Origin of the sequence: Microvirga soli, from assembly GCF_016734765.1 — a bacterium.
GTDB classification, from domain to species: Bacteria; Pseudomonadota; Alphaproteobacteria; order Rhizobiales; family Beijerinckiaceae; genus Microvirga; species Microvirga soli.
Genome location: NZ_JAERQE010000041.1, coordinates 25,820 through 38,499, shown reverse-complemented (window position 1 = coordinate 38,499; position 12,680 = coordinate 25,820). Strand labels below are relative to the sequence as shown.

The 12,680-nt window shown below is 56.7% G+C and carries 8 protein-coding genes and 1 pseudogene; 6 read left to right on the top strand and 3 right to left on the bottom strand.

The features are described 5' to 3' along the window. Nucleotides 1-736 precede the first annotated feature (736 nt). From JKL45_RS23325 to JKL45_RS23315, 3 genes are all read left to right on the top strand, one after another. Complete coding sequence (locus JKL45_RS23325; protein ID WP_201864193.1) at nt 737-2,599, top strand: acyltransferase family protein; 1,863 nt, start codon at nt 737-739, stop codon at nt 2,597-2,599. Between the two features lie 108 nt (nt 2,600-2,707). Then, a complete protein-coding gene (locus tag JKL45_RS23320; protein WP_201864192.1) occupies nt 2,708-3,277 on the top strand; it encodes a hypothetical protein in 570 nt (189 codons plus the stop codon). A gap of 555 nt (nt 3,278-3,832) precedes the next feature. Next, nucleotides 3,833-4,072, top strand: a complete 240-nt coding sequence (locus JKL45_RS23315) for a hypothetical protein (RefSeq protein WP_201864191.1) — start codon at nt 3,833-3,835, stop codon at nt 4,070-4,072. A 157-nt stretch (nt 4,073-4,229) separates the two neighbouring features. Here the strand turns inward: JKL45_RS23315 and JKL45_RS23310 are convergent. The 3 genes and pseudogenes from JKL45_RS23310 to JKL45_RS23300 all read right to left on the bottom strand — a co-directional run bounded on the left by JKL45_RS23310 (nt 4,230) and on the right by JKL45_RS23300 (nt 9,113). Continuing rightward, nucleotides 4,230-5,144: pseudogene (locus tag JKL45_RS23310) on the bottom strand (IS110 family transposase). Between the two features lie 363 nt (nt 5,145-5,507). Continuing rightward, nucleotides 5,508-6,443 (bottom strand): glycosyltransferase family 2 protein, encoded by a 936-nt coding sequence (locus JKL45_RS23305; RefSeq protein ID WP_201864190.1) that lies wholly within the window; start codon nt 6,441-6,443, stop codon nt 5,508-5,510. 21 nt (nt 6,444-6,464) lie between these two features. Further along, complete coding sequence (locus tag JKL45_RS23300) at nt 6,465-9,113, bottom strand: SGNH/GDSL hydrolase family protein (RefSeq protein ID WP_201864189.1); 2,649 nt, start codon at nt 9,111-9,113, stop codon at nt 6,465-6,467. A gap of 465 nt (nt 9,114-9,578) precedes the next feature. On the opposite strand from JKL45_RS23300, the gene JKL45_RS23295 reads away from it, so the two are divergent. From JKL45_RS23295 to JKL45_RS23285, 3 genes are read left to right on the top strand one after another with little or no spacing between them, the layout of a single operon-like run. Continuing rightward, nucleotides 9,579-9,845, top strand: coding sequence for an acyl carrier protein (locus tag JKL45_RS23295; RefSeq protein WP_201864188.1), 267 nt, complete (start codon nt 9,579-9,581; stop codon nt 9,843-9,845). A 39-nt stretch (nt 9,846-9,884) separates the two neighbouring features. Continuing rightward, nucleotides 9,885-11,435, top strand: coding sequence for an amino acid adenylation domain-containing protein (locus tag JKL45_RS23290; protein ID WP_201864187.1), 1,551 nt, complete (start codon nt 9,885-9,887; stop codon nt 11,433-11,435). Between the two features lie 3 nt (nt 11,436-11,438). Next, nucleotides 11,439-12,584, top strand: coding sequence for an acyl-CoA dehydrogenase family protein (locus JKL45_RS23285; RefSeq protein ID WP_201864186.1), 1,146 nt, complete (start codon nt 11,439-11,441; stop codon nt 12,582-12,584). Nucleotides 12,585-12,680: the final 96 nt, after the last annotated feature.

The window sequence follows — 12,680 nt, the reverse complement described above, 5'->3', positions numbered from 1 at the left end:
TGCCGCCGTCCCGCTGGATGGCTGCGGGGAACAAGGGGTTCGAGCAGCGCCTACTCGGCATCATTGAGGTCGCTGGCATAGGAACAGGCATCCATGGGGGGCTCCTGGATCGTCAAACAGCCCACATCCGCCGCAGCAGCCAGTTCCAAACCGATGTTGAATCCAATACTTAGATCGAGCAATAAAATTGCTCACCAGCCTTTTAATGATTTTCATGTAGGTGGTGTAACATAGGGCGATGTTGATCCTCGTGAGGAGGTGCGTGACTGATGCTAACGTGTGGCGTCGAACGCCGAAGCAGATGGAGGAGTGGCGTCTGGCAGGGACACTGTTGCGCCATTCCCGAGGTGCCTCTTTCGGGTAAATGGTGCCCACACGACTAACTCCCAGGGACGGATCGACACTAACCCTACTGAGGAGCAGTTTCGGTCTATCGATTAAATGATCACGAACCTTAAAAAGTGAAAGGCATGTGCTAGCGCATCGTGCGGAAGAGTGGATCCGATGTTCCGCCTCAACGATGCGCCAGTTGAGGGGCCGGCATCGGATGAGTCTCAGAACCGAATCCCACTTTTCACGTCTGATGCACTATTTCGCAAAGTGCGGAATCTCGCATCTTGGCTTATCTCTAGCGGACGAGCGAACCGCCTCTGGCTATTTCGAAACTCAACTCAGCTATTGGTTTAGAAACTGAGGGCAGCGCTACACAATGAGATATCGCTCGGAAATAGACGGCTTGCGCGCTGTTGCAGTCATCCCAGTACTGCTGTTTCACGCCGAGGTACCCTTTTTCGCAGGGGGTTATGTTGGCGTCGATGTGTTTTTCGTCATCTCCGGGTACCTAATCACCGGAATTATCTCGCGCGAACTGGCGAACGGACGCTTCTCGCTTGTCGCGTTCTATGAGCGCCGGATGCGGCGCATCTTCCCGTGTCTGATGGCGGTTATCAGTTTTTCAATGGTAGCCGCGATTTTTCTGTTCTTGCCTGAAGACTTTTCGCATTTATCAAAAAGTGTAATTTCCAGTGTCCTATTTTCGTCAAATATCTTGTTTTGGCGCGAGTCGGGGTATTTCAACGCTCAAGGAGATCTGGTTCCGCTATTGCATACTTGGTCCTTAGCAGTTGAGGAGCAATTTTACATTTTATTCCCTCTAGTTTTCGTGCTGATTTATCGGTCTGCTCGCTCTAATCTTCTGATAATCATCGTAGCCCTTGCTACCACGTCGTTTTTGATCAGTATATGGGGCATACGAAAAGCACCGACATTCACATTTTATATGGCTCCGACACGTGCGTGGGAGCTATTAACTGGTTCACTTCTTGCACTTGGACTCGTGCCGCCCACCAAGAATAGGATGGGACGGGAAGGGTTAACTCTCCTCGGGATTGCCCTCATAGCGTCTGCCGTATGCCTCTTTTCAGCGCGGACACCATTTCCGGGTGAGTATGCAGGTGTGCCAGTGCTGGGTGCAGCACTCATCATCTACGCCTCCGCCAATACCGTAACTGGCCGCGTTCTCAGTCTCAGGCCTATAGTGTTCATTGGCCTTATCTCATATTCAATCTATCTCTGGCACTGGCCAATTCTTGTCTTCGCTAAGTATTATTTAGTCGATGCTCTCCCAAGTTGGGGTGTCATACTCGCTATTATTCTCTCGCTCCTGATCGCCACTTTGTCCTGGCGTTACATCGAAACGCCGTTTCGTAGGGAGGAAATAGTCAAGCGACGCCCTCTCTTTGTAGGGGCCGCCGCTGTAATACTCGTCTTCATAACAGCTGGGATATTAGGCCTACTTTCTGGTGGTTGGGTTTCCCGCGTCCCTGTCGAAGTAGCTTATTTAGCTAGCTTCAGGAACGACGTGAGTCCTCGGCGTAGCGATTGTCACCGGGGTGAAGGTAGTGCCATCGCATTATCGCGGTCCTGTGTGTTTGGTGTCCCGAAACTTCCTGAGTTTGCGGTTTGGGGCGATAGTCATGCTGTAGAACTTGCCTTCGCGCTAGGTAGACTTGCTGAGCAGCACGGGCGTTCGCTGATGCAGGTCAGTTACTCTTCATGTCCGCCTGTGATTGGGACTGGGAGCACTGGCTGTCAGAGCCACAATGATGCCACACTTGAGTATCTTCGCAGCCATTCACATATCCGAACTATTTTTCTCGTGGCGTTCTATGACAACAAGAGCAGTCGGCCTCCCACATATGCTGACGGCTTTCGCCGTACAGTAAGCACGCTGATTGATGCCGGAAAGCATGTTGTTCTAATCTATCCAATTCCAAGATCACCTGCTGATGTGCCGAGTGTACTCGCGCGCTATGCTTGGAAGGGAATTGGAACGGAGAGGCTAGCAATTGACAGAGGTGTGTACCTCCGACGGAATGCAGAGATCCTCGACCTCCTCGATTCGTTGGCTAGGCAACGCAACGTTTCCCGCGTGATCCCGCACGAGTATTTGTGTCATGAAGAGTCGTGTTCAGTCTTGTTTGATGGCAAAGCATTGTACTTTGACGATCATCACCTCAGCCTCGCAGGAGCTCAGCGCATTGCGTCTTTGTTTGAGCCATTTTTTGTTGGGAGTGGGCAAAATGCTGATATGAATTAATCTATATTACAGCCGGGAGTTACGTCAGCCACTGGAGATGATGGCCGGCAGCCTGGGCAGGGTGCAGCAAAAGGGAGCTTCACGCCAGCGCTCACCCGCTTGCACCAGATGATCGCTCGTGCGCTGGAGCGCACCGTCTCTCTGTGGCCGGACGTGGAGTACGCCAACCAGTTCGTTCATGCCGTCGCCCATTGGCTCGGCAACTCGCACGAGGAGAGTGCCGCCATGGTGCGCCGACGGGTGAACGGGGTGCTGGGCGCGATGCAGCAGCATCGCCTCAAGGCTGGCACACTGGCCGGTGCGCTTGTCCATTTCCAGAAGGCTACCGGCAATTATTGCCCCGGCTTGTTTCACACCTATGCGGTGCCGGACCTGCCGCGCACCAACCGCGATCCCGAACAGCTCTTCGGCGCGAAGCGTTATCACGATCGGCGCGCCACTGGGCGCAAGACAGCGCCCCTTGTGCGGTTCTGCGCGGCTCGGTCCGCCGGCTCGTCGCCACCGCGACCCGCGTGCCGTATCCGACAGCCCTGGAGTTGGGAGCCGCGAACCGGGAGCACTGGACGAGCTTGCGTCAGCGTTTGGAGAGGGGCCGCCGCGCGCGAACCCTGCGCACTAGCTTTCGGCACGATCCCGTCGCCTATCTGGCGGCCGTCGAACCGCAGGCCTACCAGCTAGCTTTGCGGTTCTAGTTTCTTGAGCACGACAAACGCTTCTTCATACGGGGTAGTGGTGGCCAAACTCTGTGTTATGCGTGGCTCGACTACAGACTAACGAGACAACGTGTCAAGGGCAGGTTAGTTTACTCAGTCTGAATCACTCCCGCTTACGTCCGTTCGCGAACTTTCGCGGTGCTTTCGTGCCGACATTCAAGAGCCTGCCGCGATCACGGCTTGCAAGGTTGAGAGACAGGTTTATCTTCGATCCTGACAGTCCATCAAGACCAATGAACCCCGAATTGCCTGTCCTCGCCAGTCAAGTGACCCGAGGCCGCTAAACTAGAAAGAACAGTTCTCGCTTGAATTTCGAACGTCCTGCATGGGCAGAATACTGCCGTACATCGGATCAGCGGGCGATTGTTTGAATGCCTCGCCCGCGGCATGCATCGCAATGGGGCCAGCCGTCAAGGTTTGTATCAGGAGATTTCCGCCGAGGCTAGCCTGCCGACAATCCCCGTTCGCAACAGGATCGTGACAGCGTCGTTGCGTCCGATCCTTGCTTGGAGGAGACCCTATGACGACATATGAGTTCAAGATTGGCCAACATGTTCGAGCGAAGGAAACGCCTTTGTGCAACATGCCTCATGGCATATTCAGCATCGTCAACCTGCTCCCGTCTGCCGCCGATGGCATTCCGCTCTACCACATCAGGCGCATCTCCGACGGAGATGAGCGGATCGTACGTCAATATGAGATAGAGGAAGCAAGAAGTGATTCCCGCGACGGATCCGGGCGAGACGGAATAATGCATTGAGATCCGTTCAGACTAAAACGTCGAAGGATCGGGCACCCTGCCTCTGCACTGTTGTGGCTTGCTACCGCCTTCCATAGCTAATGGAGCGCTAATTTCGCGCTGGAGCATCTTCCACCACGCGCTTGGAGTATCCGTTTTGATCAAGCGGGTTTGGGGTCTAGTTTCGCTGGTCTCGCAAGAGCGCATTGGCTAGGATGATGAGGCCGTCAGGGCAACTTTGGGCGGCTTTCCGGCTGCGAGCAGAGCCCAGTACTTGGCTTTCAGATCTGGATTGAAGCGGGCCGCCACCGGCGTCGGCATGTACAGCGCCTTCGCACATGAGCGCGACCACCGCGGCTCGTGAGGCAACCGCGCGAGGCTCCTCTGTCGCCCGCCAGCGGAGCCAGACCGGCGAGGCTGGCCACCTGGCTCTGACCAAGGCTGCCGAGTTCGGGCATCTCGAGGTGCAGGCTCACGGCGGTGGCTCGGTAATGCCGGGGATACTCATGAGGGTCGCCAGACGTGGGGCAAGATCCGCATCGCCCAGCACAGGCTCTGAAGCTGGGCGTCAATGGCAGCTAAGGGGAGGGCGATCTAGCGCGACGGATGGGCCAGTTGGCGCAGCAACAAGGCAGAGCGCACGACCTTCTGCCGGTTGAGAGCAGCGGTGCGGTCCTTGATCAGCGCCTGCCGCGCCCCCAACAGCTCCTTCATCGCGCCCAGCGAGGGGCTGAGTATGGCCCCGGGTGGGTGGCTCGAGCAGCGCTCCAAAGCTCGCCAGCAGCGCCGCATCGAGCCGATCGGTCTTGGCGAGCTGGCCCAAGGCTTGCAAAAAGCGGCGGGCGTGGCGGGGATTGATCTTCGCCAGCGGCAGGCCAGCATTGGCAAGGCTCCGCTCCAGCTTTCGGTGATAGGCGCCGGTTGGCTCGGAGACCACGCGCTGGATGGCATGGCTGGAGAGCCAGGCGATGAGCGCGCGATAGCCGTCGGCGTCATTGGCGAAGTGGCGCGTTGCTCCATCAGGCTAAAGGCAGACATCGAGCCGATCTTTGGCACTGTCGATGCCGGCGGACTGTGGGATTGGATGATGCATCTTTTCCGCGGCCTTGGCTTGTCATGCGGGCCGTCACGCCCGGTATCCGTTCAGGCCACGGGGAAGCGAGAGGGGCGGTCTGAGTCTAAAGCAACGCGCTCGGCATCCGAGAATGATCCACCTTGGAAAGTAGAGCTGAAATAAAGCAGTAGCGGCAATGCACTGGCCCCATCAGAACCGCCGTTGCTCTAGCCCGACGCGCACCAGTCTGCATCGGAACGACCCAGCCCCTGCCGCCCCCGGCGAGCTCGCGATTCGCCGGCGGTGTTCTCATCTTGCTCGATCAGGACAGAAAACCATAATACAGGCACCCGACCTGAAGTCGCGCATCGTTTGGTGCGCCGCGCAAGTCCGCATGATCCGCTAGCGCTCAGGCTCGCCCCCCCAAGCGAGGCGGATCGTTTCTCGGATCTCGGCCGCCGTTAGGGCACGCTGCACCTCGAGCAATCCCGTCATAAGCTCCGTTTCGCTGGCTCTGGCCAGATGCAGTTCGCGGTAGCGCGACCATCCGCGTTTGAGAACATGTCTCAGGACGCGCAGGGTCCTCAGTCGCCTTGGAGTGCGGTTCCATGCACCACCTATCGTACGGCGGTGCTTCCTCAGAAGTTCCTCAAGTGTGGTTCGCGTGGGATGTCTCACAACTGCATCTGATGCATAAATTAGGTGATGTCTGGCCGCTTTGACACGTCTCGAGAGATCGACATCCGCGCCAGATCGAAGCGACGCGTCAAAGCCGCCCAATTCCATGAGGATCTCTCTGGCGCTAAGCCAGTTGGCGGTCACGAATGAATCGCCCGTGCCGTCTACTAAGCCAAGATAGCTGAAGCGCATTTCGTAAAGAGAGATCGGGCGCTGGTCGGCCGGATAGAGAGCCACTGGCCCGGAGACCACGCCGGGACGAGTGTGCGAGTCCCAGGCTCCAACCGCCGCCTTGAGCCATTCCGGCTGTGGTAGACAATCGGCGTCGGTGAACGCGATCAGTTCACTTTGCGAACTAAGGATGCCAGCATTGCGCGCGTGGTAGGATCCAGGTTTGTGGCATCCGATGCCGTGCACTCGCAGGTCTGCGGCCGCAAACGCGGAGATGATGGACCCGACCCCAGCGCTGACGCTGCCGTCTGCCGCAGGCTCATTGTCGACGATCACAACCTGGAAGTCGCCGTAGGTCTGCCTAGTAAGGCATTCCAAGCACCGCCGCAGCTCCGCCTCCATCCGGTAAACCGGGATGATCAAGGAGACGCGTGCAGGGCGCACGCCATCCGACACGCTGACCGGGCTCCGCCCACTAATCTGTGTCACCGGCTCGCCCATTGCCTCCGTCTACCTTGCATCTTGGATGCCGGAACGATTCTTTGGTGGGAGCGTAGGGACCAGCTCCTGCTGTACCAAGTGCGTGTATAGACGATCCGCAAGCAGGCGGTGCCCCTCTGCATTGCTATGATTGTCCCACGGTGCGGCCCAGAGCGATTGCCGGTCTCGGACTTTCGCGAATGATCCCTGAAGATCAAGAACAGGAAGCCCGACCGCCCGCCCGATGCTCTCTAGGCGGTCGAATTCCGGTTTACGGCTCAGGCTATCCTTGGGCATTTCAAGCAGAACGAGTACCGGACGGGCGCCGCGCGCGAGCGTGTCTTCGCGGAAGCTGCGTAGCAACGCCGCGAAAGCATCTTCTGCAAAGGGCGCCAACTTGCGCATGAGGACGCCATCCTCGGGAAGCATGGTGGGGTTGAGCCCTGCCCGTTCGATTGCGTCCCTGACATAGGGAAACTGATCGAGAAGAGCATTCCGCGCGAGCTTCGATGCCGACTTGAACATCCACATAAACTCGGTCGTATTCGCAACGTACAAGACAACATCTGGACGAAAAGGAAGCATACGCTGCTCGATCACGGCGAGTTTCTGAGTCGGGCCATATCCGCCGAACGAAAAGTTCATGATCTCGAACTTCTTTCCGGTTACTGATCCCAGCTCGCGGTTTAAGCGATCCTCGACAACGTTCTCGTATGTCTCGTCATCTTTCACTCCCCAGCCCATGTCGTGGGAGGAGCCGACGAGACCGATCCGGAACGTCCCAGAATCATGGTTGCGCGGGTACTCACGGTCGCGTAGCCCGAAGCTGTTGATCGTCCGAATCGTTCCAGTCGCGGGTGTTGCTGTTGAGGGGACGAACTGCGCCTCAATGGCGTCATTTGTCTCGAATGTCGGGACAGATCCTTTCCAGTCCGCAGGTGCCACGCCGAACATCATACCCAATTCATTGTTAAACCGGCCCGCGTCGCCTAGATCCTCGTAGTATCCACGCACCATTTTCTTTTCGTCGGCCGCATTCAATTGGTTGCGGTCGCGCAGGTCGGTGACCAGACCCGCCAGGGTCGGCGATACTGGCTGCAGCAGAGAAGGATGCAGAGCTACAACGATGAGGAGACTGGCGGTCAGCGTCACGACTCCAGCCTGAATCATGAAGCCCTTATCATCGCCGCCGTCGCCAGTTCCAGACGTCTCGCGCTTCCTGTTCCGGAATGTGGCGCCCATAATCCCCACGATCGCCGGGATTCCAAGAAGGATCAGGACGTCCGCCGGACCCGAGTTGAGGATAGCACGCCAAAGAACGGTGAGTTCCGCCACATCGGGCGTGCTCCATATGGTCCAGAGCATGCAGATTGCGGCGAACGTGCCTGCCGTCTTCGCCGCAAGCAAGGCATCATCCCGAAATGTCCGCGCAGGCTTGGTCAGCGTTCTCCGGCGCCCTTTTCGGGATTCCAGCAGCACGTTCACTACGACGACCAGCCCCAACCCGAACCAGAACACGATGTCGGCCCACACGATCGGGAAATCGCCTCTGATCCAGAACCACTGATAGGAGTGGAGAAGCCATGTCGCCGCAAAGGCAATTAGGGTCGCGGCCGCAACCGCGAACGTCTCGCCTCTTTTTCGCAACCGAAAGTATGCGGGATTGAAGAGGATTTTTTGGATGAAATCTTTCCAATATATATTAATGCGCCGCCAGAAATCAGTGAAACTCGCCGAGAATAGATAGAAGTGATGTGTTTCTGCAAGACCGAACCCATACAGATGAAGGAGCCCAACGATGATGTGAAACAGGCCAGAAATCTTCAGATACAAAAGGAACGTCGAGACCATATACCTCGCCGCATCAGTTCCATTAACGACGCTTCCCGGCTCGACCACGGCTAGGAAGTATACCGCCTTGTACAGGATCAGGTGGATCAGTCCCCGAAGAATCCATTTAACGCCCGTTTGGTACAGGCACAAGGAATCTGCATTATAGAAGCTACGCTGGAAAGTCTTGTAGTCGACCACCGGGAAGAGTGGCATGCAAACGCTCGGAAGCATGAAGAAGTACGCCACGGCGCGGCTTGCACTGAAAGGTGCGGCCTCATGCTTGAGGTCATAAAGGTAGACAATCAACCGAAACATGAACATCGATCCCAGGATCGGCCAGATCGTTGGCGGGATCGCGGCGAATACGGGAAGCACCTGCTTGCGTGCGAGACCCAGCGCAAGCACCAGGGCAACGATCAGCGCAACACGGACATGAAATGCGACCGGCACGTGGCAGAGCACGATCAGAAGCCCTCCGAAGGCGAGCAGCCACGTGCCAGCCTCCCACCCAAAGACGAGCGGCACGGTGGCTACAGACAGAGCTGCAAAGAAGGGGATTCGCCACGGTATAGGCAGAAAGTGATGGACGAGAAAGCCGCCGAGAGCCAACGTGAGCACGTTTTCGAATGCAGGGCTCTCAACATTGAGGAGCCTAACAGCGACTGCGACGAGCGTGAGTTCGATTACGATGATCCCGAGCCTCACAAGACGACCGAATACTAAGTCGTGACGCACCTGCTCCCAGTAGGCGTTGGCAGCGCCACCTTTGAAAGAGGGACGCCTGACGAGAACGTCATCGGCTTCGGGTGATTGCGCCGTGCGCACTGATGTGACAGGAGCCTCCACCGCTGTGGCCTCCGTTATACTTCGTTCCCGACGGTCTGGTTCTGGTGAACGCCAGTTAGACCTTCAATCCCAGAAGTGGACCCCAGTTTAGGTTCGACCCAATAGCGATCTCTTGAACGGCGCATCGCGCTGCATCCCAAAAGAGCCGCACGTTCCGCTACCCATGACAATGTTTGACTGCACCGCGGCGGGAGGTCCAGTACACACCGGGTGCTAAATTAGTTGTTTGATGGCTTGACAGGAATATCATGGCAGGGCGACGCTCTATGGCGCACCAAGCATAGTGTCGTATATTGTAAGCATAGGGTCGTATATAGACGGTCTTAGCGCATCGTGGTGCAGTGCAAGCCAGCCGCTCGCATGATCTCCTTAGTTCCGGAGTGCCACTAGTTTTCGAAGGAGAGCTATTTAGAATCGGGAATTGTGCAGATCATTTGACGTTGCGAACCCGGTGGAGGAGCTTTCATGACCGATCAGAGTGCCACAATGTCCGTCATCAAGGACTATATCCTTGAGGAATTCCTTCCGGGCGAAGATCCAGGGCAGCTGACGCCCAGCACACCACTGGTATCGACGGGCATCCTTGATTCCTTGGCAATCTTGAAGCTGATTGCGTTCCTCGAGCGTGAATTCGATATCCCGATTAAAGCCCATGAGGCCGATGAGGAGCACTTGAATACGTTGCAGGCTATCTGCGCACTTGTCGACTCGAAGCGTTCGCTCGTGCGCTAGAGCATCGGGCGTGAGGTCGTGCGCCGGAGGATCTATCAGATGAAACTTCATCAATATCTTCTTGATGCCGCGCATCACTGGCCTGACAAGGTCGCGCTCCAGGAGATCGACGGCAACTCAATGACATATGAGGAACTCGATACTCATTCCAATCGGCTGCGTGACCGATTGGTCAGTCTCGGCGTTCAGCCTGGCGATCGCGTCGGTTTTTGGCTTCACAAGTCGATCGATGCTGTCGTGACACTGTTCGCAATTCTGAAAGCCGGTGCCGCGTATGTTCCGATCGATCCGACCGGGCCAGCCGCGCGCAATAACTACATCCTTTCGGACTGCCGGGTGGCCGCCATCGTGCTCGAGAAGCGCTTCGAGACCATGCTTGGAGTGCACGATGCAGAAGAGTGGCACCCTGTCATTCTTTCTATCGACGAGGCGGGAGACAGCCGTCAGGCGCGAGCCACGCCTAGCTGCAATGTCCAGGAAGAAACGTCTTTCGCTGTATCTCGAGCCGGGACTGAGGATCTGGCTTTCATTCTCTACACATCCGGCTCCACCGGCAAGCCAAAAGGAGTCCAGCTCACACATGGCAACGCGGTAAGTTTCGTCGAGTGGTGCGCGAAAACATTTGCCCTCACGCAATCGGACCGGTTTTCATCCCACGCTCCGTTCCATTTCGATCTGTCGGTGTTCGATATCTTCAGTTCCGTGAAGCACGGCGGGACCCTAATTATCATCGGTGAGGAGATCGGAAAGCAGCCTCATGAACTCGCTCAAGTGATTGCAGATCACGGGATCACGATTTGGTACTCGGCTCCGTCGATCCTGAGCCTTATGGCCCAGTTTGGACAGCTCGAGACACGCGACTACTCAGCACTGAGGCTGGTTCTGTTTGCTGGCGAGGTGTTTCCTATCAATCACTTGAAACTGCTGACGAAGCGTTGGCCGCACCCGCTGTATTTCAATTTATACGGCCCAACCGAGACAAATGTCTGTACGTATCATCAGGTCCGGACGCCCATTCCAGCCGAGCAGATGGAGCCGGTACCGATCGGAAAGGTCTGCTCACATCTTGAAGGTATTCTCCTTCAGGCCGATGGAACCGAGGCGGGCGAAGGCGCTGAGGGCGAACTGTGCATATATGGGCCCGCAGTTACGAGAGGTTACTGGAACTTACCAGAGCAATCACAGGGGTGCTTCGTCGAGGTAGATGGCAAGAAGTATTACCGGACTGGCGACATTGTTCGCGAGGAGGCGGACGGCACTCTTCGTTACCTCGGCCGCAAGGACAGAATGATCAAGAAGCGCGGGTTCCGTGTTGAATTAGGCGAAATCGAGGTATGTCTCTACCGCCATCCGCAAATTCGTGAGGCTGCCGTTGTTGCGTTGGCGGACGACAGCGTCGGGATGAGGGTGCATGCCCACATTGTGTCAATGGAAGGAAAGCCCTTATCATTGATCGACATGAAGACGTTCTGCTCCAAGCACATTCCGGTCTACATGATCCCAGACCGCTTCAGCTTCCATTCCTCGCTTCCCAAGACTTCAACCGACAAGATCGACTACCAGACCCTGAAAACCTGGAGTGGGAGCTAACCCGTGGACTTCGCTTGGTCCGATGAACAGATGCAACTGCGGGAGGCTGTCAAAAGCTTTGCTCGCGACGAGTTGAATGAGGGTCTGTGCGAGCGGGACAAGCGGGGCGAGTTCAACCGTGAAGGCTGGCACAAATGTGCCAAGTTCGGAATTCATGGACTTCCTGTCCCGGCGGATTACGGCGGGATGGGAGCGGATCCGCTGACAACGGTAGGGGTGCTCGAGAACCTTGGGTATGGCTGCAAAGACAACGGCTTGCTGTTCTCAATCAACGCTCACATGTGGACGGTCGAAATCCCGCTCCTCGATTTCGGGTCAGAGCCGCAAAAGCGCAAGTACCTGCCGGACCTCTGCAACGGCACCTTAATCGGTGGAAACGCGATGACGGAGCCCGGCTCGGGATCGGATGCATATAGCCTTCGAACGACGGCTGAGCGGCGGGGCGACCGGTATGTGCTGAATGGCAGCAAAACCTTCGTCTCCAATGGCAATGTCGCGGATCTTGTCGTTGTGTACGCCACACTCAACCGATCTGCCGGACCAAATGGGATCTGCGGCTTTCTCGTTGAAAAGGGATACCCTGGGTTTAAGGTCGGACGCCCTCTCGAGAAAATGGGCCTTCGCACATCGCCAATGGCCGAACTGTTCTTCGATGATTGCGAGGTGCCGGCGGAGAATCGTCTCGGACGGGAGGGAGCCGGACAGAGTCTTTTCACGCATTCCATGAACTGGGAGCGAGCTTGCATCCTTTCCAATTCCGTCGGAGCGATGCAGCGACTGCTCGAAATGTCAATTCGCTATGCGAGAGACCGGAAGCAGTTCGGTCAGGCCATTGGCAAATTCCAGTTGGTGAGCAGCAAGATTGTCGATATGAAGATGCGTGTCGACCAAGCGCAAGCAGCACTGTATAGGACAGCTTGGCTCCAGACGAAGGGACGAAACGTCTATCTCGAGGCAGCTCTGGCGAAACTCACGATCAGCGAGAACTGGGTACGGTGCGCCGAGAACGCCATCCAGATCCACGGCGGCTACGGTTACATGGTGGAGGCCGAAGTCGAGCGCGAGTTGCGCGACGCATTGGGCAGTCGGCTGTACTCGGGCACGTCGGAGATCCAGCGGGTGCTCGTTGCCTCGCTCCTGGGCCTTTAGAGCCGTCATTCGCGATCCAGGGCATGAGCGCGACCAATGAAAGAAATTCGTACAACATTAGGCAGTCCTTACCATCTGATTGACTCCTCGACTGGC

Coding starts and splice junctions, on each gene's coding strand:
- JKL45_RS23295 (WP_201864188.1), top strand. CDS start 9,579: ATGACCGATCAGAGTGCCACAATGTCCGTCATCAAGGACTATATCCTT.
- JKL45_RS23290 (WP_201864187.1), top strand. CDS start 9,885: ATGAAACTTCATCAATATCTTCTTGATGCCGCGCATCACTGGCCTGAC.
- JKL45_RS23320 (WP_201864192.1), top strand. CDS start 2,708: ATGATCGCTCGTGCGCTGGAGCGCACCGTCTCTCTGTGGCCGGACGTG.
- JKL45_RS23315 (WP_201864191.1), top strand. CDS start 3,833: ATGACGACATATGAGTTCAAGATTGGCCAACATGTTCGAGCGAAGGAA.